Source organism: Flavobacterium sp. GNP001 (assembly GCF_054343775.1).
Window position 1 is genome coordinate 41,167 of sequence record NZ_JBTGUX010000001.1, and the last position, 24,919, is coordinate 66,085.

The following is a 24,919-nucleotide window of genomic DNA, read 5'->3' on the forward strand; positions in this document are numbered from 1 at the left end:
TTTAAAATTATAACCAATTTATTTTCTTGTAATATTTCTAATTCCTGACTTCTAAAAATCAAAGCCACGAAATTTAACGCGGCTTTGAATCATAGTTTTTTATTTTTTAATAACCTTGCTAGTGGCAGTTCCTTGATCAGAATTTACTTTAAATAAATAGGTAGCTGATGGAAAACCAGAAACATCAATAACAGTAGTGTTGTCTAGTTTTTGATTTAATAGTATTCTACCGTTAATGTCTGACACTTGCAACTTAGCATTGTTCAAGTTGTTTAGTTCGATTGTAACATTACCTGTAGCAGGATTAGGGTAGATTTTTAGATTGTTTTTCACTTCAAAACTATCAGTGCTCAAAGTGCCAACACTTATATTTACCGCTGTACTAATTGTTCCGCCCATAGTATGTGCAGTTATTACATAGTTAGTTGCTGGCGATGTAGCTGTTGGGGCACCACTTATTATTCCTGTTGTAGAGTCAAAACTTAAACCTGCTGGTAAATTTGGCGAAATTTCATAACTTGTAAGTGTAATTTTTCGTATTTTGTTATTTTGACGATCTGCTACATATATATATCCTGAAGAATCTAATGCAACCCCGTTAGGAAAATCAAAAGAAGCAATTGCAAGTGAGCCATCAGTAGAACCAAATACTCCATTAATACCAGCAACGGTAGAAACAATTCCAGCTGATGTAATTTTACGAATAATCTGATTATAATGATCTGCTACATATATATTCCCTGCAGCATCTAAGGCAACACCTGAGGGTAGGTAAAAACCAGCGGTTGCAGCTGGACCGTTAGTATAACCTCTTACTCCACTTCCAGCAACGGTAGAAACAACACCAGCGGGTGTAATTTTTCGAATTTTATTATTACCTGAATCTGCTACATATATAATTCCTGCAGTATCTATGGTAACACCAGAAGGGTCTGAAAAACTAGCGGTTGCAGCTGGGCCGTCTGTATCACCCGCTGACCCATTACCAGCAAAGGTAGAAACAACTCCAGCGGGTGTAATTTTACGAATTTTGTTATTGAAACTATCTGCTACATATATATTTCCTGAAGCATCTACGGTAACGCCAGAACAGCCGTAAAAACTAGCGTTTGCAGCAAGGCCGTCATTAGAACCTGCCAATCCACTACCCGCTATGGTAGAAACAATTCCAGCTGGTGTAATTTTACGGATTTTGCGACTACCTATATCTGCTACATATATATTTCCTGCAGCATCTATGGTAATACCAGAAGGGGCGTAAAAACTAGCGGTTGCAGCTGGGCCGTCTGTTGCACCCGCCGATCCATTACCCGCAAAGGTAGAAACAACTCCAGCGGGAGTTATTTTACGAATTTTTTGATTGTAAGTATCTACTACATATATATTTCCTGTAGCATCTACAGTAACGCCAGAAGGACGGTAAAAACTAGCGCTTGCTGATGTACCGTCTGTAGCTCCTATTGCTCCACTTCCTGCAAACGTACTTACTTCGCTAGTAGGTATTGGGCAACCAGTATTAACGGGTATTAGGGGACTTATGCTTGTTCCAACTGAATAAGTGTTTGGAGTACCGTACGAAATTGAAGGGTTTGATGTTATTGTGACCGCCACAGCTGTTTTCGGGCTTTCGCAAATATTCACAGTTTGCGATACATAATAGGTTCCTGTGGTTAGTAATGTAGTTCCTGCCAAAGAAGTTCCTGTTGTAGTTGCATACCAACGAAGGTTTGTTCCAGAAGCTACGAGGTTTGCAACTGTTGCTGTACTGCACAACGTTTGTGCATTAGCTAATGGAACGGGAGTATTATTGACTATAATTGACACTGCTGTTCTAGTACTTTCGCAACCGTTTGTTGTTGCTGTTGCATAATACGTGCCTGTATTGAGGGTTGTGTTTGCCAATAAAGCAACTCCACCACTTGCAGTTGCATACCATGCAAGGGTTGTTTCAGGGAAAGTTTCTGGGACGGTTATGCTAGCAATACTACCATAACCGCAAAATGTTTGGGCAGCAATAATTGGTGGTGCTGTTATATTTATTGTGATTGCCACCGCAGTTCTTGCACTTTCACAACCGTTTAAAGTTTGAGTTACATAATATGTGCCCGTTGCCAATGCTGTATTGCCTACTAATACTGATGTACTGCTTGGATTTGCATACCATTTTATAGTTGTTCCTGTAGCTACTAAATTTGCTACAGTTGCTGCATTACAAAAAACTTGAGCTGCAGCCATTGGAGCAGAAGTAGTATTTATTGTAACCGCTACTGAGCTTCTTCCACTTTCGCAACCGTTTAAACTTTGCGATACATAATAAGTGCCCGTTGCCAATACTGTTGTTGCAACTAATGGACTACCGCCCATTCCATTTGCATACCATTTTATCGCTGTTCCAGTTGCAATTAAGTTCGCTACCGTAGCTGCATTGCAAAATGCTTGAGCAGAAACTATTGGTGCTGTTGTACTAGTAATTGTTACCGCTACCGAGACTCTTGTGCTTTCGCATCCGTTTAAGGTTTGAGTTACATAGTATGTACCAGAAGTTAATGCTGTTGTTGCAACTAATGTACTACCGCCTGTTGCTGTTGCATACCATTTTATAGCTGTTCCAGTTGCAGCCAAATTTGCTACCGTAGCTGCATGGCAGAAAGCTTGTGCAGAAACTATTGGTGCTGTTGTACTATTTACTGTTACTATTACTGCTGTTCTTGCACTTTCACAACCGTTTAAGGTTTGAGTTACATAATAAGTGCCCGTTGCCAATGCTGTTGTGCCTAACAAAGCTACTGTGCTGCTTGGATTTGCATACCATTTTATGATTGTTCCTGTTGCATTTAAGTCTGCTACCGTGCCAGTATTACAGAATGCTTGAGCTGCAGCCATTGGTGCAGGAGAGATATTTGTAACCGCTACCGAGACTCTTGCACTTTCACATCCGTTTAAAGTTTGAGTTACATAATAAGTCCCCGAAGTTAATGCTGATGTTGTTGCTAGAGCAGAGCCTCCAGTTGCATTAGCATACCACTTTAGGTCCGTTCCTGTAGCTGTTAAATTTGCAACCGTTACTCCACTACAAAATGATTGCGCAGCAGCAGTTGGAACAGGAGTGGTATTTATAGTTACAGATACCTCTATTCTAGCACTTTCGCACCCGCTTATCGTTTGTGATACATAATACGTTCCTGTAGATAATGCTGTTGTTGCAACTAAAGGCGTTGTGCTTCTTGAAGTTGCATACCATTGAATTGTTGCTCCAATAGTTTCTGTAAATGTTAAGCTAGCTATCGTTCCTGAATTGCAAAATGTTTGTGCTGCAACCGTTGGAGCTGGAGTGGTATTTATTGTAACCGCTACCGCTGTTCTTGCACTTTCGCAACCGTTTAAAGTTTGCGAGACATAATACGTTCCTGTCGCTAATACAGTTGTTCCCGCTAAAACAGTACCTCCCGTTGGGTTTGCATACCATTTTAGGTCAGTTCCTGTTGCAACTAAATTTGCTACCGTTCCTGAAACACAAAATGCTTGTGCAGCAACCGTTGGAACTAATGTGGTATTTACAGTAACCGAAACTGCTGTTCTTGCGCTTTCACAACCGTTTAATGATTCACTTACATAATAAGTACCTGTTGCCAAAGCTGTTGTTGTAGTCAAGGCTGTTTTTTCAACTAAACTTGTATACCATTGCAGTGTAGTTCCTGTAGCTGTCAAATTTGCAATAGTTGCTCCACTACAAAATGTTTGTGCAGCAGAAGTTGGTGCTGTTGGTGGTGGAGTAGTACTCACTGTAACTGCTACCGCAGTTCTTAAACTCTCGATACCGTTCTCGGTTTGCGACACATAATACGTTCCTGTCGCTAATGGTGTAGTTCCTGCCAAAGCCGTACCTATCGTTGAGGTAGCATACCATTGTAGTGCAGTTCCTGTCGCAACTAGATTGGCTACAGTTGCACTACTACAATAAGTTTGAGTCATTGCTTGTGGTCGCGATGTTGGGCAATTTATAAGTGTTGGTATGTTTTTATTTGCTGTAGTACCATCGCCAAGAACACCATATGCGTTATAGCCCCAAGAATAAGTGCCAGTAGCGTTTTGTATAAAGGAATGACTTGATCCAACCGACACAGTTTGTGCTGAAGTAGTTGATAACAAAGGTGTTGTTTGTATTGTCAAAGTACCATTTCCCAATTGCCCGCTACTATTAACTCCCCACGCCAATAATAATCCGCCAGTTTGTGTACCAACAGAAAAACCTGAACCTCCTCTAATAGAAGTCCAAAGTGTTGAGGTGCCTATTTGGGTTGGAACATTTTTTAAAACAGTAGTTCCGTCACCAAGTTCCCCATACTGATTTTTGCCCCAAGCCCATAATGTGCCATTAGTTTTTATTGCAAGCGAATGAGATTCCCCTGTGTCAATTGAACTCCAATTGGTATCTGTACCTATTTGTACAGGTGCGTTTTTTTGCACAAATGTTCCATCACCTAATTGCCCATCATTATTTGTACCCCAAGCCCATAAAGTGCCATCTGTTTTCAATGCTAAAGTAGAGCTGATGGTATAATTGGAACTATGTAATGCAATAGAAGACCAATTTGTATCAGTTCCTATTTGTGTTGGAATTAGTTTGGTTACTGTCGTTCCATCTCCAACCTGACCAACAGCATTGTAACCCCAAGACCATAAGGTACCATCTGTTTTTATTGCCGTAGATACCTTGGTTCCTGCTGCAATTGTTAACCAATCCGATTGCATGCCAATTTGTTTAGGCAATATAGAAAAATCACCTGCAATTCCGCTTCCAAATGAACCGTCCGAGCTTAGTCCCCAAGCCCACAAAGTGCCATCTGTTTTTATAGCTAATGCGTGAGTATAACCGGCTGAAACAGTTTTCCAATTTGTAGCAGTGCCTATTTGAACTGGTGAAGTAACGTCTCCGGCTCCTGTAAGTAAGCCATCACCCCATGCCCATAAAGTTCCGTCTTGTTTTATCCCTACAGTATTTCTAGTACCCGCCGAGATAACTTTCCAACATTGAGAATTTCCGTTTATTGCAAAAAGGAGTAAAAAAATAAGGAGTATAGTTTTTTTCATAGTTTTCAAGATTTTTATATCCATTAAAACTATGGGAAACTATATATACAAACCAAAACCATTTAGAATACGGTAGGTTTTATTTAGGCAACGGTAAAAAAAAGTATTTCTATTGTAGAATTGTTACTACAAGTACCACTTTGTGACCTTTACGAATGGTATTAGGAAAGGCATCTTGTTGTATTATTGAGAATGTTTTTTCGGGGTAGGACCGTTGTAAAATCTCTATTCTTTCCTTAATAATTAAAATGCCTTTTGAAATGTGACTTACATTATTTGGCTTGGTGTGGGTCATCCCATAACCGTTATCAATAACCTCTATGGTTAGCACATCTTTTTTTAAGTAAAAATTTATATCGATCTTTCCGTCATTTTCCTTTAAATGTGAAACACCGTGAAGAATGGCATTCTCTATAAAAGGTTGCACAATCATATTTGGTATTTTAGTTTGATATCTGTCAATCTGATGATCAATATTGAAATCAAAATCAAAATTATTGAATCGTACTTTTTCTAGTTCTAAATAAATTTTTAGTCGTTTGATTTCGTCCTCTAAACTAATAAAAGGTTCTGATGCGTGTGATAAAAATAACCGAACCAGTCGCGCCAGTTTTCCTAAATACTCACTACTTTTTTCTTTTTGATTGCTATTTACAAAATATTGGATTGCATTAAGGGAGTTAAACACAAAATGTGGATTCATCATTGCCGAAAGTGCACTTTGACGCAATTCTGCTACTTTATTATTAGTGCTAATTTCTTGCTGTTTATTGCGCTTGATCTTTGCAATTTGATAGCGATAAATGAAATACATGAGCCCCAAAACGAGTATGTTAGCTATAAGAATAAACCACCATTTCAGATAGAAAGGATAAGCTCTATGGATCTCAATTTTATTGGTCGCCCAATCTGAATTGACGTCCTTTACTCGAAAAATTAGTATATTTTTTCCATACGAAAGCGATTGAAAATCAACAGTCGTGCTTTGTGAATTTGTCCATGCAGTGGTGTTTATTTTATATTGAATTATTTGATTTTTAGGGGAATTATAATTTTGAATTACCAGTTTTATCTTGACTAAATTTTGATCAGTAGGTATTTCTAATTTCTTAACTTTTGATTCATAATAAAACACATCAAATATTGGTTTGTCTGATTTTTTTTGAAGTAACACGTTGTTTATTTTTCCTAACCCGTCTTTTGTGGCAACTAATAATTCATTATTGAAAAGGGCTACATTGTATACATCGTTGTTGGGCAAAAAATTGTATTTATTTAAAACCTGATTTCCATTTGCACTTATTTTAAACAAACCATTATTAGCACATAAATAAACATCCTCACCAATAGGTTTTATTTTATGAATTACATCGATATTCATATTATTGACTTGGGTAATCCTATCTACGATTTTTTCATTATAAACCTTGTAAATACTATTGTTTGCAGCAATCCACATGGTGTCTTTTATAAAAATAAAATCTTCGATGTACCCTTTGATTTTGAATTTTAAATCCCGTTTTTCAGAAATAAAATTGTCATCAAAAGTTCTGATATTTATTTTTTCGGAATTGTTAAAATAGTACTCATTTTGGTACAAAATAATTTGTTTTATTTTCTCTTTTTTTTGAATTTTAGAACTGATGGATTTATAATCAAATTTCCCTTTTAGTGAAATGTTTATCGATGAATTACCTGCAAAAACATAATGCTTATCTTGTTCATTTTTTAAAAGTAGTTTGCCAGTAACTTTTAATAACTGTAATTTTTTATCCCAATGTATGGGCTCTTTTAGGGGTAGGTATAAAATGGGGACATTGTTATAGTTGCCAATTCTAATTTCTAAGGATGAGTTCTGTAATAGATTTAATGTCTCGTTTTTATACGAATACAATCTAAATTTTGAAGAAACAAACAATGATTTTTTATCTTTTGAATGGGCAAATCCGTTAAAATAATTTTCTTTATTCTTAAATCGAAAAGTTTTTATTAAAGTATTTGGAATGCAAAAAAGCCCGTTTTCATTAGTGGCAATCCATATTTTTCCTTTTCTGTCGCAAAATAAAAAATTAATATTTTCAGTTGTGTTTAGTCCTAAATTCTCACTAATAGAACTCCAGTTGTTATTTTTTAAAATAAAAAGTCCCTTACTCTGAATGCTTAACCAGCAATTGTTTTGGGGATCTATAATAAAGTCATTTTTGTAAATTGGGTTTACAGAAAGAGATTGTGGCAGTTTTATTTTTTTTACTATTTCACCCTTAAAATCTATCAAAAAAAGAAAATTTTCATCCAGAACCCAAACGACACTTTTTGTAAAAACTACTTTATGTATAAATCTGACTTCATTAGGTATTGGTACTTTATATTTTTTATAAATTAAATGATTATCTAAAACTTGAATTTCTTTCTTGTTCTGAACTAATATGGGAGGAGCTATTTTTTTTGAAATTTTAGAATTTTTAGATTTTGAAATTCTCCAGTCACTTTTGCTTACTTCGCTGTATGCGTAACATTTATTGGTATATCTGTTTTGCAAAGTGTAAAGAAAAAACTTGTCCTCAGTCTCTATAATTTGGGTGTGGTATTCTGAAAATACACTCGTGTTTCGGATCTTATTATTTTCATATTTTTGAAGTTTTGCTCCGTAATTAATAAACCAAAGAACTCCTTTTTTGTCCACGGTAACAGCCACAATATAAGGATTTATTAATCCGTCTTTTACATTCAAAGTTTTGAAATTATTTCCGTCAAAGAAAGTCAAGCCATTGTCTGTGCCTAAAATAATTTCTCCGTTTTTATTTTCTGTTATACAATAAATAGAATTGGTTGGCAAACCATCATCAGTAGTGAAATGGTTGAATTTATATTGAATTTGAGCACTAGAAAATGATGAAAAAACTGTGATAAATACTAGTATAATTACACTTTTCATTAATTATTTTTTTAAAAAATTATTCAGTGTTTTGTAATTTCTTCTCGAAACAGGCAATTGTGTTCCTTCATTTAATTCCAAAAAATAAGCTTCTTTTGATAATGTTTTAGATACAAATTTTAGATTCACAATAAAGGACTTGTGAATTCTAAAAAAGTCATTTTTTAAAATGCTTTCAAAATGCTTTAAGGTTTTGGCAACGGTTAGTTTTCTTTTTTTAGTGAGATATATAGTAGTGATATTATCGAAACCTTTTAGATATAAGATTTCATCAAAGTCCAAAATAGATTTTCCACCTTCGTAAGTTAGTGTTAGTTTATTTGCGATATCAGGTTTATATATTTCAGATACTTTTGCAATAGCAATCCTTAATTCCGAAATAAGTATGGGTTTCAAAATATAATCTAAGGCTCCAACACGAATGGCATTTATCGCAAAGTCTTCGTGTGCGGTGACAAATATTACTTGAAAGTTTTTCACGGGAAAATGAGCTAACAAATCGAATCCATTCTCTATCGGCATCGATATATCTAGAAACAATAGTTGAATAGGATTGTTATTTATAAACAGCTTTGCATCCTCAGTTGTTTGAAATAATCCAAGAATTTCTATTTCTGGGAAATTTTCTATCAAGATAATTTCTAAATTTTTGAGATTTAGTATTTCGTCATCTACAAGTATGGTTTTTATTCGTGTCATATATTCTCTAAATATAAAAAAAAGTGATTAGGAAATCATCTCTTTAGCATTTTTTTTGAGGGTTACTCAAAAAGGCGGGTCGCAGTTAATGGCTACAATTGTATTTTAGAAATTGTACGGTTAAGCCTTTTAAATATTATGAGTTATTAAAAACGATTTGGTAAGTTTTGAATTGAAATAGTAGTTTTATTTGTACTTTAGAAAGTAACTAACAAAAGTTGTTTCGCAGTACTAAAATCAGGAAGTTTCATCTATGTTAACAAGTCTGTTTGGAGTTTGATTTTAGGCAAATTAAAACAAAAAGAATACAAATCATATAAAGTAACCGATACTAAAGGAAGTACCGATACTAATCACTGATACGTATGCCCATTTAAATGCGGAGGAATTTGTTAACACCGAAATGAAATGCTGTAAAGTTGAAAATTAGTATCGGAATATATTTGGTATTTATTGCAATACTTCAAACTGATGAACTTTCAAAAGGAGTTTTATAGTAAAAACAGTGGTAGAAGGAAAAGTAACCACCACTAAAATGATCAAAGAATAAGTTTGTTGAGGTTTGTAGTAGAAGTAGAGCGTATTGATTTTCGATACGCTCTTTTCTTTTATTTCAATAAATATAAATAATGGTTGTAATAATCCACAATTGCTTTTCCTTTCATTAAAACATCAGCACCAATGATGCCATGAACTGGTTTTGCTTTGTGTTGCAGTAAAGCTTCATTAACGTGAGACAAATCGAAAATAACAATATCAAAAGCAGTGTCTTTCCAAGAGCCCAATTTCAATTGGTTTTTTGTGGCAATTTGTGTAAACATCCCGGTTGCACCAGCACCAGAAGCTTTTGTTTTCGATTTTTTTGCTTCTAATGCGAATAAATCGACACTCTCAAATCCTACGCAACTGTTAGATGCTCCTGTATCTAAAATAAAATTCCCTTTCACACCATTTATAGTAGCTTTTATCAAAAGATGCTGCGTTTTGGTAATCTTAAATTTTACTTTTCTGTAGTTTTCTTTTTTGAGAATATCGTGGAGATTTTTCATTTAAGCTAATTATATTTATCGCTAATTTATTTGTTTCAAAGATACGTGGAGTTTTTAAGGAATTGTATAAATCTATTTTCTTAGTGGTAAACAACTGAAAAATTAGGTATTAAGATATGGTATCAATACCTATCAATATGTTTTTTGGAAATTTGTTTAAAAATAGCGGCATAAAATATGCTATTTTTTACTGTTTTTTTCGGGTGATAAAGTTTAAAAAATAAAAAAAAGTGACAAATAAATCGTCACTTTCTTATTAAATCATAATCTAAGCCCGGTCCTGTTCTTTGGTTGATCTTCCAAAGATTTATAGCGCCATTCGTAGTGCTAGCGACAACGGTTTGACCGTCTGGACTAAAAGCAACCGACTTCACATAGTTTTTAAGCCCTACAAGTATCCATAATAGCTTTCCAGTGGCTAATTCCCATATTTTAACTGTATGGTCAAAATTTCCTGTGGCTAATTTTAGCCCATCTCGACTTATAGCCAAACAATCGACACTTTGTCCGTCTGCCATTCCCCTCACAAGTCTGCCATCGTTTACATTCCACATTTTGATAATTCCTTGGTATGGATCTTTATTAAAACCTGCTGTAATTATCATTTTTCCATCTAGAGTAAAGACCGAATCAGTAGCATATTCTACGTCTTTATCATAATTATGAATATCAAAATTGCCTATTTTTGTACCTGTATTAGCATCCCAAAGCGAAATTTCTTGATTGTTTGTAACTGCAATAAGGTATTGATTATTAGGGCTAAATTCTACCGAAATCACCTCGCTCGTTCTTGGCATAGGAATCTTTAATTTGGTTCCCAAAGGGAGATTGCAAATGGTTATTGACCCGTAATTGCCAAATGCTATAAGTACTCCATCGGGGCTGTAAGCAAGCGAATATACACCTGTTCCATTTTGATTGATTCTTTTAATTAATGTTCTAGAAGTAGTATCCCAAAGTTTTGGTAAAAAACCTTTTTGAGCTGATACATAAGTTTTACCATCAGGACTATAAGCCACTCCTGTTACAGGATAAATAATTCCATCGCTGTTTCTGTCCCCCTTAAAACTCTCGATTTGCGTTAGCGTAGCAATATCCCAAAGGCGAATTTCGCCATCATCGCCTGACGAAAGGATTTGTTTTCCATCAGGGCTTACACAAACTGTATTAATAGTGAAAGCGTTATTGGCAGATAGCTTTGCAAAAGGACTTACTTTTGGTGCCGTTATTATTTTAGAAATAATAGGTCTTTTGACCGTTTTCGTCTTTTTTTTCTGTGCATGAAGTTGGGTTGCTCCAAATAACAAAAGAAACAGGATAAGTGTTTTTTTCATAGTTTCTTTCTAGTCCTAGTTAACACATGGCAGTTGATGAGTCTTATCTAATTTTGCATTTACCCTAGGTATTGTTGTTTTTAAATTTTTCATCGTTTTTAAATTTTTAAAGTTAGTAGGGATATAACAATTGGGTTTGTCATTTGTAAGCTGTATTTCAATTTTTAGCTTTCACGCTTTTATTTCCTATATAAAAAGTAAGTGGTTCGCTCACGCCATCACGGTTAAAACTTCCGTCGAGCAAAGGTTGTTCTCCAAGATTATCAAACGTTTGCACGGTCCAGACAAGTTGTTTTTGATGTAAAACTCCATCTTCGTCTGTTGAATTTTCGTTTAAAATTCCTTGTGGTTGCCAAATATATTGAGTGGTGCCGCGCACTTCTTGGTCAAGAATAGGCATATTGCTTCGTAAGGCTTGCAGTGGGGTTTGGCCTTGTAAAACCTCAAAAACTAAAACCTTATAAGTAGTAATGCTTGGAGTTACAGGAGTACGAGGAGTCCATCTAAAGGTAATGACAGATTGGGCTTCGACTGCATCTAGCACTTGATCTTTGTATGGTTTTAAAAGCTTTGGTAATATTGGTGCTGCAATAGTAAAGACTTTACATTTGGTTGTAGTAAGGGGTAAATATTCTGTACTATTGACTAATGTTACACAAATTTGATAGGTTTGACTAGGTAGTTTGCCTGACTGGTTTAGTTCTGTCCTGTATTTTCCTGTAAAAATCATATGCTCAAGGGGCAAGACATCATCAGCATAATAAATAGTATTTCCAGGTTGTAAAACATAAATTCTTGACCGAGTCAAATCCGTTTTACCAATAACAGTTCCGTCGCTTAATTGAATTTCGGTTTTTATTTTATACTCACCTTGCATGGCAGCATTTCCATTTACCATATAAACAATAGTTTGTTTTTGGCTTGACCATGATGCAAGTGATGCTGGCGGTGAGCTGCTAACTATAAGATTGGTGGTGATTTGCGCAAAACTATTTGTTACAAACAAAAGCATAGCAATTATGATGAGTTTTAGCTTTTTCATTTTAACTTTTTTTAGTTGAAAATTTATATTGTAATCCTGTTTTGTAATTGGTTTCGATATAATTGGCGCCTACAGGAAGCGATTCATTACCGAATTTATAATAATTGGTCGAAAAATAATTGGTCCAAGTTAGCTCTTTGGTAATTTTCCAATCGATGGAGCAACTGGCAACAAGATTGTTGTTTGGCGTAAATACATTGTTTTTTATAAATGTGTACTGCAATTGGGCTTTAAGATTTACTTTTTTGTTAAAAAGTGGTGTTCCTAAACCGGCACTTGCGGTGGCTAAGGTGGTTTTGAACAACGGCATTTGATTTGTAAAATACAACAAACTAAAATCAGGAGTAATATCTTTATTAAAATAGGTTGGCACATAACTCAAAAATGCAGTATGTGTAAGGTTTGATGTTACAATTCCCGTAAAAACGTCGCGTTCGTCATATTGACTATAATTATAACTTAAGCTCAACAAATGTGACATTTTTGAAGTAGTCCAAGTATGTGCGGGATTTACGCCAAAATCATTACTTATATTTTTTGTGGTAAATGGATTTGTGCCAACACTCTGAAAGCCAAAATTATTATAATTTACATTCAAACTCCATTTTTCGTTAAATTGTGTAAAACAATTGATGTTTGCAATGAGCATATTTTCGCGTAATATAGAATTGCTGTAATTGTTGGTGCGTTTACCAACACTGGCAACAACATTAGTTTTAAATGTTTTGTCATTATTTTTCCAGGCATTAAAACGCGTATTTACGGTCAAATCTAACCTATCTGATTGTTGAAATGGATAGCCCATTGTAAAAAATCCAGCTCCCAAATAATATGTTTTAAAACCAATATCAAAATTGGTAGATTTTTTACCAAAAGCTGCTGTTCCGCCAAAATCATTCAAGGACGAAGCATCGGCAGTATAGAAAGGTCGAAAAGATTTTACGCCACCAGGAATTGGCGGTCCTAAATTTGTATCTGTCGAGAAAAAAGTTTGGCCTGTCTCTGCTTCTATAAAATAGCCTTGATCTAATTGAACTTTCCCTAATAAGCTTAAAACAAAACCTCTTTGTGGAGTCACCAATAAAGGAGGTGAAGAAACACTATTAAAATGGTCTTTTCCTGAAGCTGCGGTTAGGGCAATTTTGTAAGTCCCTTCTTTTTCTTTTCCCAATTGGGCCATCCAGTTCGTACGTTTGTAAGCACCAATAACAGGAGGAACAAGTGATTGATTGATGCCTTGTTGCGAACTTCCTGCAAAAAATTTGATCAAATAGCCTCCGGGTCTTAGGTCTATTCCTGCTCCAAAAACACCAATATCACCGGTAGTGAGTTCGCTATAGTTTAAGTATTGTGTTCCCAATTGCAATTCTGCCCATTTGTATTTTGGATTTATTGAAAAGTTGTTAAGCGGATTGGTTAAATATTGCAAAAAAGTTTGATTCCCAGCAGCGCCTATTCCAGCATAAGGACCCAAAAAATTTGTTGGATTTTGAACAAAGCTAAAATTAAACGGTAATTTTAATTCTCCAATAGTTATTGTGGGTTTAAATTTGAAGCGAACTTGATTCCAAGGTTTTCTGGGGCTGAATCCTGGCCAGCCTGTTGGGTTTTTTGTTAAACCATAATTTTCGTATGTTACACCAACTGTACCTGAAACAACCGCTTTTGGTTTTTTCTTGGCCTTTTTGGTTTGTGCATTGCTAAAGCTGATGCAGCATAGAGCAATTAATGCAAATAGTTTTAGTTTCATATTTTGGTTTTTAGTTATAGTACTTTAGTTCTGAATTATAATCAAGTTGTTTTTTATCGCAGATTCAAGAAATCCATAATCTGTAAAATCCTGTGGTTGGAAAATTCCTTTTTTAAAAATTATCAATTTTCTTGTTCGATAATTGGTAGTCGCCAAACAGATCACACAATTTTTTTATTTCATTTATATTGCTGTAGTTGTTGTTGCTTACTACAGCAATCATCACAGATTCTTTTGGTAATCGAATGAGAAGGCTTCTGTTTCCTGCCCACCAACCGGTGTGGTATAAAACTTCTTTGCCGCTTGTGGTAATAATTTTTTTCCACCCTAATCCATAATTACTGGCATAAGGAGCAAGTGCGCTAGTTGGTGCGTAGGCTAAGTCTAACGTTGTTTTCTTAAACATTTTGCCATCTCGTAAGGCTTTGTCCCATTTTTTTAAATCCTGAACGGTACTGTATACGTTTTTGTCACCGTACACCAAATCTAAATATCGGAGCGAATACACTTTACCATTTCTGTAATACGATTTGGTTGCTTTAGCGTGATTATCTAATCCCATCATATAAGTATCACTCATTTGTAAAGGTTTAAAAAAGGTGTTTGCTAAATAATCTTTATACGGTTGGTTGCTTATTTGCTCGATAATTAATGCGAGCAAAGCATAGTTAGTGTTCGAATAATCGAATATTTTGCCGGGTTTGTTAATGATAACTTTTGATTTATTTTTGACAATAAATTGAAGTAAATCAGCATTGGTTAGGTTTTTCCTCTTATCCCAGTCGGATTCGTCAATGAATTTTAGATAATCTTCTAATCCACTTTTGTGGCTCAACAACATTTTTAAAGTTATTTCTGGAATAGGGAATTCTGGTAAATATTGAACAACCGGATCATCTATTTTGAGTTTTCCGTCCTCCATTAATTTTAAAATAGCCATTGCAGTAAAGGTTTTTGTAATTGATGCAAGGTCAAAAGCGGTGTGACTAGTTACATTATCTTTAAAGCTGTAGTTTTTTTCAAAGAGTGTTTTGTCATTCTGCGATACTAGAATTTGACCATTGAAATCAGGAGGCAATGTTTGCTTTAAAATTTCTTCAATAGGTTTGTCTAAAGGAGTTGGATTGTTCGGAATATCGGAAACTTCCGTTCCAGTTTCACCGCCGCCAGTTTCAACTACAATTCCAGAATTTACATTTATTCTAAACGAGCAAATACATTTTTTATCACCACAATTGGCTGTAAGCGTTACGGAGTATATTCCTTTTTCAGGGAATATTATTGTTTCGTAAAGTGTTGTTGCAACGCGAGTGTATATGATTTCGTTGACTTGGTTGTAAACCGTTATTTCGTTTTTAGTTGATGCACAACCGCCTCCTTTACAATTATAAACTCCCGAGAGTGTATAGGCAAAATCACTCTTAATATCAGTCATTGTGTCGCCACAAATTATTTGCTTGCGGGGTTTTGCTATCCCGGGATTACTAGGTGTTAAAAATAAGTTTGACCAAGTATTGCCAGTATTACAAGCGCAATTTGGGTCGGCTACGGTGTCTTTTTTACAAATAATAGTTTCGCATTTTTTGCAATCTTCATCAATTAATGTCAAATGGAAACAAGCTTTTTCGAGCACTAAAACGCAGTTTTTAGTTGGTGGTTTTGGCAATGAAAGTTGAAACGTAATAGTATAAGTTCCTGGTTGAAGGGCTGTGCCGCCACTCCAAATTAGTTCTTCAGGACATTTGTTTGATACTGCTCCCGAAATGACATTTGAAGCAGTTGTGCTATCAGCTACTAACGTTCCTAATGCTTGATTTGCGTTTGTAGCAAAAATACAACCGCGTTCTATCATTTGTATTTTGCAATCAGCACAGGCAGGATCTTTATAATAGTATTTCATGTCAGCAAGGCTTATTCGTACTTCTTTTACGGGTTTTAAAATGGTAAAAGTGATGGTTTCGTTGGTGATTTGTGCTGTACTCGAATTGACAAAATTAGTTTCCGATTCGGCTTTGCTGGTTGAAAGTAAATCTTTGCAAGTATCACATTCAGGCAAAAGGGTACAATCTTTTATGTTTAAATCTAAAACAGCTGTTGTCGCTACACAGCCACCGCCTACTGAAACTGTTGCGTACAAATGGTGAATGCCTGGTTGTAAGGTTGATAAGGCTAATGAAAGTCCTGTTCCTACATTGGCGACAGCCGTACCATCATTATCGTACCAAGTTACCGTATAAGCGCCTGTAGCTGGTTTTGGCAACGGAAAATTAATCGTGTCTGTCCAACAAGCGGTTTGACAGCCTTTAGGAAAAAGACTTACATCTGGCAAGCTTTCTATGGTTCCAGCAAAAGCGGTTGCTGTACAACCAGCTGCATTTATAATTGTTGCAGTATAACTTCCGGCAACACCTGTAGTCATTGTATTGCCAATCACGCCATTGCTCCATTTAATACTATAATCGTTTGGATTTGAATTCGATGTAGCAACTGCCGTAAAGGTGTGGCTTTTGCCTTCGCATAATTGTCCGGTTGGTGCTGTAATGGTAATTGTTGGGCTTTGAACAAGAGTGACGCAAATAGCATCTTTGGCAATACAACCGTCTGCACTAGTTACAGTTAATTCAAAATTATATTCGCCAGGAACAGTTGCAGTTGCTGTTGGATAAGCTGAATTTGCCAATGTCAACGGTGCTGGGCCAGTAACAAACCAAGTGTAAGTTGCTCCGGTTTCTGATGTCGAATTGTAAATTTGAATCGGTGAATCAGAGGTGCATTGTGTTTTTTTGGCAATAATTTTGGCAATTGGCAATGGATAAAAACTTACTTGCGACTTGTTTGAGAATGCGGTACATCCTCCGCCGGTTCCGTTGCCAACTAGAACATAATAACTCCCTTCCTGTGTGGCATTGTAAGTTGCCAAAGTTGCACCCGCGATTGGACTTCCGTCTTTGTACCATTGATAGGTAGTAAAAGAGGTTGTTGTACTTAAGGTAATACTGCCTCCTGGACATACTTTTTTATCACCACCAATTGATGCTGTGATGGCTGGTAACACCGTAATGTTTTGGGTTAAAATAGTACTACAACCATTTTTATGAGTTACGGTTAACGTAACCGTTTGAGGTCCTGATGCGGCATAGGTATGATTTGTAGTTTGCAAATTGGATATAAATCCATCACCAAAATTCCAACTGTAGCTTAAATCGGGATCACTACCTGGAGTAGAAAACGGTACAATAGAATTGGCACAAATTGAACTTGGCAGATTCATTGATGCCGGGATGGAGGTTGTTTTAAAAGTCTCTGAATATTCTACTTTGCAGCCGTCACTTCCTATGATCTTTAAAGTTGCTGTGTGTGAACCGCCAGTTGCATAAGTTATTACTCCCGGGTTTGCTGCTGTGCTTGTTGCAGGACTTCCGCCAGGGAATGACCAACTGTACGATGTAATAGTGCTAGGTGATTGAACTTGAGATAAGTTGGTAAATGTAACTTTATTACAATTTACTGCTGCACTAAAATTGGCTGCAAGATTTACAGTAACGGTTTTACAAATGTCTTTTTGACAATAAGTGCCATTGCCGAATCTAGCACAAACCGAATAGGTGCCAATGCCTTTGTATTGGTGCGTTACATTGCTTCCTGAAGCTTCAATTCCATCTCCAAAATACCAGTAGGCACTTCCGCCACTGTACGGTACATTGGTGGTGGAGAATGAAAAGGGATTGCAATTTGTGTTTATTGTAAAATCCGGATTATAATTTGGATTGCAACTGCCACCTGTACCACAATTTTCTTTTCGAACAGAAATCCGATCGGTAATTACTTTACAAGAGGTATTACAAATGCTCACTTCGCACCAATAATATCCTACCGATGTTGCAGTGTAATTTGGAGAATTTGTTCCAACCGGAGTTCCAATACCTGAAACCCCTCCTTGAAACCATTTGTAGCAATAACTTCCTGCAGGCATTGGAGTGGCTACCAAATTTGTGTTTACAGTTTCGGTACATAGCCAATAGGTTTTGTTGGTAGCTCCAATGTTCGCTGTAAAACCAGTGTTTTCTTTTGGAATAACAATCGATCCTTTTGAAACACAACCGCTAGCTCCTGTAATACTAACGGTATAAGTACCTGGATCTGTAATTGTAACGTTTTGAGTATTCAATGTTGGTTTTACCACATTGTCGAGTTCCCAAACGTAACTCGTTCCAGTAATTGATGATGAAAGAGTGATGCCACTTGTAGAGCATAACGTTCCTGTTTTTGAAATTACCACCGGAGGAGCAGTAATTATAGTTACTGTAATTTGGTCTGTTCCGCCACAGGTTTCTAACTTTAGGATACAAGTATTTGGCGGATTTAATGATCCGTGCCACGCAATTTGTACGGTATTTGTACCCTGACCCGAAACAATTGTGCCTAGCGCGTTGCTCAAACTCCAAGTGTAATCTCCCGCTGGTGCAAGGGTTGAGGTGGTGTATGTTAATGTGTTGTCCATACACGAGGTCAAGCTTCCTGTGATCGTAGGTTTTGAAAATGCGTTTATATTTAGCGTTTGATTATTTACTGCGCTACACGAAGCTACGGTTTGATTTACTGCTAGTGAATAGGGTCCAGTTGCATTCCAAGTGACGGTTACTGAGTTACTGTTACTGCCAGATGTTGTATAAGTGCCGCTATTTACTGACCAATTAAATGTTCCTCCTGGTCTATTTGATGTAATGTTATACACATACGGTTTGCCTGGACAAATAGTTGTAGGTCCTGTAATGGCGCCAAGAATAGGAGTAGGCAAAACGGTAACGACCATTGCGTCTGGATAACTACAAAAATTTGTAGGAGTCACAGGCGTTGCATTTATAGTGTAACTTCCGGCGGTTGTCCACGTTCCAGAAATGCTGGTTACATTAGAAAATGTAGATGGTGACGTTCCTGAACTTGGTGTAATTGTCCAATTTGCTGGGCCATTTGCCGTATATGAAAAAGCAGTTTTTTCGCAACCATTAGCATTTCCTGTTATTTTGAAGCGAGGTAAAACCTGCACTTTTATAGTTGCTGTACCATTACATTTAGTTATAGAATTGCTGTAGTTACAGGTAATAGTATAATCGCCAACAGCGTTGCCCCAATCAACATTGATGACGCTTGTGTCGGCATTGTTTCCTGAAATGAAGCCCCCACCTGAGATTGTCCAAGTGTAATTAGTTCCTGGCATACTTGGTAAACTATAGGTCGAAAAACCAGAGGGGCAAACAATTACATCTCCTTGAATTGGCATTGTTGGGTACAAAACAGGAACGCTTAAGGTGCCAGAATTACCGCATTTACCTACACAAGTTCCTGTCATGTTAACGGTTGCAGGATAAGTGCCATCCCAAATTACATTTACCGTTTCGCTCGTAGAAGAACCCTCTATATGCCCGCCAGTTACGCTCCAATTGTAATTGCTACAGGGTGAAGCTGTTGAATACGATGCTTTGTCTCCTTTACATAACATTTGTTTGCAATCTGGAATAATTTGTATACCAGCTGCGCCAACGGTAATGGTTTTTGTAATGGTATCTGTACATCCACATGGCCTATCAATACCTTGATTAGACGATTCAACAAGATTTGAAACCGTTAGCGTAATGGTATAGGTTCCAGGTGTGGTATAACTGTGTGTAGGATTTACTTGAGTTGATGAGGTTCCGTCGTCAAAATCCCAGTTCCACGATTTTGCATCGGTTGAAGTATCGGTAAATTGAACGACTTGATTAGCACAAACGGGACTATTTGGATTAAAAGAAAAATTAGCAATTGGCGCATCTATCAAGCACACTTTTTCGGTTATAGTTTGAGTGCACGTACCGTTTTGGTTTGAAATAACAACAGTAATTGTTCCTAAATTGCCATTTCCCCAAGTGATATCTTTTACATTTCCTGTTCCAGAAGCAATTGTCCCGCCGGTAACGGTCCAAGTGTAATTGTAGCCTACTTTTTTAGGGAAAATTCCAAAAGTTTCTTTGGTATGTTTGCAACCCGAAATTCTACTTTGACAATAATCACCGTTTGTTCCGCCAATAGGGTGCGATGGTTTGTTATAACATTCGCCCATTGGAGAAACCAATTTAAAATCTGGACAACAAACTTTTTGTGCAGAGATACTATTTACTGTTAAAATAAAAAGTGAGAATATGTAAAATATCTTTTTCATTGCTAATTAATTTGAAGTGTAATTGTAGTAGATGATTTTTTCACAGGTAATACAATCTACATCTGTAAAACTGTATCTAATACCTACTTTCCCTTTTCGTGTGCATCCTGTTTCAGCGCCCGGCAATGCAATTTTGAAATTGAGACTTAAATTTCCTTGTTTGTTGCAATTCCATTCTACCATTTTTGCAGGATAATAGCCATCGCTATTTACTGGTGAAGCATTCATTGGTGTTCCGGAATTCCAAGATTCAGTATTTGTACCAATAAAATTGCCAACCCAATTTTCTTTTGCAACACATTTCATGCACGAAGTAGCAACAGGATCTTCTTCGAATGAAATAATTTCAGCGGTTATTTTTTTGATGTTTTTTGGGCTGATTGTAAAATTTTGCCCAATTGTCATTATGTTTAATGGGGTAGTTAAAACAGTTTTTGATCCAATTTTTATGTCACTGCTTTTTGGATCTAAACAATAATCGCAAACAATACATTCGGGAAGTTTATCAATTTTTATTTCGAAATTTTTATCGCAAACTAAATCTTTAGAGATTAATGATCCCTCGATATTAAAGGCAATCGACGATCCAACAACTTGACTAAGCTCGAACGAAATAGTAATTTCTTGGCCTGTGCTTATTGGGTTTGATGCTGCTGGAGAAATGTTTTTTATAGTAAATGAAGCAGTTGGGCTTGCACTAACATAGTTGGTTCCTGCAGTGTTTGTAGTAAAACCTGTTTTCGCCTTTTTCTTGCTGGTGTTTTTTAATTTAATGTTGCTAACTTTATAAATGGTTTTTCCGTCTTTGTCAACGCCATTGCAAACTATTGTCATTTGGGATTTATCTATAACCAAACAGCCGTCTTGGCTTGTTTCATCGCAACACGTTTCTATTGGAGGGTTAGTTTTGTCATCACATGACCAACAAAAATTATCAAAATTCACTTGTTCTGATGGTGATCCGTTATAATCTGTGCCAAGACTAAAACCGGTTACATTCTGAATCAGAAAATCCCAGGCTGTTGCTGCCGCTGCCCCAGTTTGAATGACCCCATCTTTTACAACTTGCCATTTTCCAAAAGCATTAGAAGGTAATTCTCCCTTAGAGCTTAATGCAATTGGTAAACAAAATTTTCGCCATTCAGTATCAACAATTATGGGCATTGATGGATTTGGAATTATCCAAGCACGATAAAAGGATGTCCCAAACGACACTCCTGTACCTGCAGTTGTAATGGGAACTCCGTGATATAAAAAGAATGCTGGAGAACGTGTTACCTTATCTGCTTTTCCTTCCCAATCTACCATGTAATCAAAGCACAAGCAACCATTTTTGCCTTTTTCGAGCCAATTGCCTGCAAAATCCTTATAGTTTATAGCAAATGAGGGTCCTTGATCATCAACAAGTTGCAGGTAGTTTTTGTGAGGGACATCGGTTTTGATACTTATTGGGTCTACATAAAAACCTTTCCAATTATTGATGTTGTATTGACCTTCAAAATCGATACAATTCGAAGTTTCCTCAGTAACTTTTACCTCAAAATTGGTGGGTTCGCTTTGTGCATTTTTACAAATAGGGTTTCCTTCGGCATCTAATGCAATAACACGCCAAACGTATTTTGCAGTTCTTTTTTCGATAATTCCTGGTTTAGCAGTGTATCGAGTTTGTCCCTTTATATCTTCTTGAATAATAGTTTGATTATTGTAAATGGCTTGTGCATTAGTTTCGCCTTCTTCAACTTCCCAAACAAATAAGCGGTACGTAACAATACCTCGATATGACGAAACGATGGGCGACCAATTGAAAGTGGTTAGGGATAACAAGTCTTTCTCTTCGAGAACTTTATTTTTTATTGGATTTGCGTTTATAGGTGGCGAACACACTTCTTGTTCTTTGCTGGCAATGATAAAAGGCATGCATTTTTCTGATAATAATTTACCTGATGCCGCTCCATTTCTACTTTCGTAAAACTGAACACAAATTTCATAACTACCTGGATTTAAAATACAATCTTGACCTAATAAGGCTTGTGCCGAAGTTCCTACCCAAGATTTTGGTGATGATGTTGCAATATTACTGGGCTGCGCTGATGCTGCATTTGGCCCACCACATTTTACACCACCATTACTTTTAATATTTACAAGAATATTACTTTCAAAAAGCATATTCATATTAGCACCAGCAACAAGAATATTAAAAATATTATTTCCTGTTCCCCATTGTGAAGTATCTGGATTTGGATTTGGCGGCAAATTAATTGTGATTGTCGGAGCTTGCCCCAATATTGTATGACACCAAAAAATAATAAATACAAGTAGATATTTTTTCATATTGTAAAAGAGTTGTTTCAAAAGTTAAGATTGCTAGTGTGTATTACTGTAATGATTGTTGTTCATTATTTTCATCTTAAATTTTTGAATGTTTCATTATCGAGTAATCAATGCCCATATTTTGTTTACTATCCGAATGCTTGTTTTTTTAAATTTCATCATCGTTTCAATTATTTAGTTTATTAATAAAGGACTACTTGACGTTGTGATTAAAGTGTTATAATATTTTGATTACTCTAATAAAAATGTTAATGCTTTAATTAATATTTAACACTATTCAAAAATAATTGAGATTTATTAGATTTAAGTGGGTTTTAAAACCCATTTTTGTAACTTTATTTACCGTTAAATAACGGTAGTAAATATGGTTGAAAACGGGAGGAAGAATTCTCAGTAATGTTATAATTTGCTGCTCATTTAAACGCTAACACTACTTTTATTTATGATATTCAATAACAACGCATTTCAGGCACTTTGTTTTTTCTCCTTAGGATTTTTATGTCTAGTAAGTTGCGTTGGCTTATATTTAGGGATCCTCTTTAAATCAAAAATCTATTATTATTACTGTGGTTATGTTGTGACTAATATCATTTTCATCATAGCTGTATACTGTAAGGCAAATGGGTATGTACTGGCACATTCATTTCAGTTCAATGTTTTGGAGCTTTTAATAGATGTCGTCCAGATGATTGGGAGTTTTATGTTTGGAGCCTTTATTTATTATGCTTTGTTACAAGAGGACGAAAAATTCATTAAATTGAAATTGGTGTTTCAGTTCTATGCTGTGTTTACTTTGTTCTATGTAATTGTGGTGGTTTTGTTTCCGTATTTTGTTTTGGAATGTATTCCATACTTTATAGTTTCTAGAGTGATTGTTGTTTTGCTTTCCTTTTTGTTTTATTACCACATTATGTTAGAGCTTAAAAAAATATATTTTAGATATTTATTTTTAGCCATTAGTTTTTTGCTGATTAGTGGTTTGCTAGCATTTTGGGATTCGCTTACCAATTATTATTCGGATTTGTACTTAGGGTTTGTTTTTATGTGTTTGGGTTATGTCTTGGAGAACACTTGTTTTGTATGTGCTTTTATCTACAAATATTTTTTTACTAATCAACAAAAAATTAAAGCCGAAATATTCCATCAAGAACAATTGAACATTGTTCAAATCGAGATACAACGACAAACGATGGAACAAATAGGAAGAGAAATTCACGATAATATTGGGCAGAAACTCACATTGGCCAGTTTGTATACGCAGCAATTGGCTTATGAGAACAAAGCGCCCTTGATTAATAATTGTATCGAAAACATAAGCTCCATTATCAATCAATCTTTAAGCGAACTACGAGGATTGTCAAAATCATTAACTGATAATACAATAAAAGCCAATACCATAAACCAGCTGTTGCAACGAGAGTGTGACGGTTTTAATGAATTGAAAAAATGCAATGTAATTTTTAGTTCGAACGCTAATTATTTAGAGTTATCTGAACAGTCAAAAATTGTATTGTTACGAATTGCTCAAGAATTTATTCAAAACAGTATCAAACATTCTGATTGTAAAAACATAAATGTGACCCTAATTCACATAAATAACCAATTGCAACTTTGTCTTCAAGATGACGGAAAAGGTTTTGATGTCAAGAACGAAAAAGGGTTAGGAATAGGTCTAAGTAATATTAAGAAAAGAATACAATTAATTGGTGGTACTCATAAATTAGAAAGTAACAAGAATGGCACGAAATTAATCATAGAAATATCCCTGTAAAATGAAAAAAACAATTGTAATTGTCGACGATCATATTCTTATTGCAAAGGCATTGCAAAGTATTATTTCTAATTTTAATTCATTCGAAGTACTCTATGAATGTGAAAATGGAAAGGAATTACAAGCGAAATTCAAAGTCAAAACGAATATACCAGATATTGTATTACTTGATATTAGTATGCCAATAATGAATGGCTTTGAAACAGCAGAATGGATAAGAGTTAACCATCCCAATGTTTTAATAATGGCTTTAAGCATGCAAGACGACGAGCAAAGCGTGATTAAAATGATTAAAAACGGAGCCAAAGCGTATTTGTTAAAAAACAGTCATCCTGTAGAGTTAGAAACCACACTTAACACTTTGGTAAAAAACGGCTTTTATTATCCAGATTGGGTTACAAGTACGCTCTGCGATAATCTAGTAAAAAACCAAATAGAGAAATCTAAAATTAACTTTAGCCCAAGAGAAATAGAGTTTTTGAAATATACGGTTACGGAATTAACCTATAAAGAAATTGCAGATAAAATGTGCTGTAGTCCCAGAACCATCGAAGGCTATCGCGATCATTTGTTTGAAAAACTAGAACTCAAAACTAGAGTTGGACTAGCCGTTTTTGCCATAAAAAATGAATATACATAAAAAGTTCCACTAATTCTTTTCCTCAGAGTTTAAAGAGTTCTTCTGTCAAGTTAGCGCGAAGTTTTCCTTGCATCATAT

11 protein-coding genes are annotated in these 24,919 nt (G+C 35.6%); 2 read left to right on the top strand and 9 right to left on the bottom strand.

Annotation, left to right across the window (positions count from 1 at the left end; genetic code table 11):
* Positions 1 to 99: 99 nt before the first annotated feature.
* From ACXX8U_RS00110 to ACXX8U_RS00150, 9 genes are all read right to left on the bottom strand, one after another.
* Positions 100 to 5,091 carry an Ig-like domain-containing protein gene (locus tag ACXX8U_RS00110; RefSeq protein WP_458564084.1) on the bottom strand — a complete coding sequence of 1,664 codons (4,992 nt, stop codon included), beginning with the start codon at positions 5,089 to 5,091 and terminating at the stop codon, positions 100 to 102.
* 109 nt (positions 5,092 to 5,200) lie between these two features.
* A complete protein-coding gene (locus ACXX8U_RS00115; protein ID WP_458564085.1) occupies positions 5,201 to 8,026 on the bottom strand; it encodes a sensor histidine kinase in 2,826 nt (941 codons plus the stop codon).
* A 3-nt stretch (positions 8,027 to 8,029) separates the two neighbouring features.
* A complete protein-coding gene (locus tag ACXX8U_RS00120; RefSeq protein WP_458564086.1) occupies positions 8,030 to 8,725 on the bottom strand; it encodes a LytR/AlgR family response regulator transcription factor in 696 nt (231 codons plus the stop codon).
* A gap of 608 nt (positions 8,726 to 9,333) precedes the next feature.
* The gene (locus tag ACXX8U_RS00125; RefSeq protein WP_458564087.1) at positions 9,334 to 9,774 is read right to left on the bottom strand and encodes a retropepsin-like aspartic protease; all 441 of its coding nucleotides are present in this window, start codon (positions 9,772 to 9,774) and stop codon (positions 9,334 to 9,336) included.
* A gap of 245 nt (positions 9,775 to 10,019) precedes the next feature.
* Positions 10,020 to 11,108: a WD40 repeat domain-containing protein gene (locus ACXX8U_RS00130; protein ID WP_458564088.1), complete on the bottom strand. Its 1,089-nt coding sequence runs from the start codon at positions 11,106 to 11,108 to the stop codon at positions 10,020 to 10,022.
* A 157-nt stretch (positions 11,109 to 11,265) separates the two neighbouring features.
* Positions 11,266 to 12,150 (bottom strand): hypothetical protein, encoded by an 885-nt coding sequence (locus tag ACXX8U_RS00135; RefSeq protein WP_458564089.1) that lies wholly within the window; start codon positions 12,148 to 12,150, stop codon positions 11,266 to 11,268.
* Between the two features lies 1 nt (position 12,151).
* The gene (locus tag ACXX8U_RS00140; protein ID WP_458564090.1) at positions 12,152 to 13,900 is read right to left on the bottom strand and encodes a hypothetical protein; all 1,749 of its coding nucleotides are present in this window, start codon (positions 13,898 to 13,900) and stop codon (positions 12,152 to 12,154) included.
* Positions 13,901 to 14,012: 112 nt separating this feature from the next.
* On the bottom strand, positions 14,013 to 20,099 hold the full coding sequence (locus tag ACXX8U_RS00145) for a serine hydrolase (protein WP_458564091.1): 6,087 nt from the start codon (positions 20,097 to 20,099) through the stop codon (positions 14,013 to 14,015).
* Positions 20,100 to 20,105: 6 nt separating this feature from the next.
* Positions 20,106 to 22,430 (bottom strand): hypothetical protein, encoded by a 2,325-nt coding sequence (locus ACXX8U_RS00150; protein WP_458564092.1) that lies wholly within the window; start codon positions 22,428 to 22,430, stop codon positions 20,106 to 20,108.
* Between the two features lie 685 nt (positions 22,431 to 23,115).
* Between ACXX8U_RS00150 and ACXX8U_RS00155 the strand changes: the two genes are divergently transcribed.
* Entirely contained in the window at positions 23,116 to 24,201 is a 1,086-nt protein-coding gene (locus ACXX8U_RS00155; RefSeq protein ID WP_458564093.1) for a sensor histidine kinase, read from the top strand.
* 1 nt (position 24,202) lies between these two features.
* Positions 24,203 to 24,841: a response regulator transcription factor gene (locus ACXX8U_RS00160; protein WP_458564094.1), complete on the top strand. Its 639-nt coding sequence runs from the start codon at positions 24,203 to 24,205 to the stop codon at positions 24,839 to 24,841.
* Positions 24,842 to 24,919: the final 78 nt, after the last annotated feature.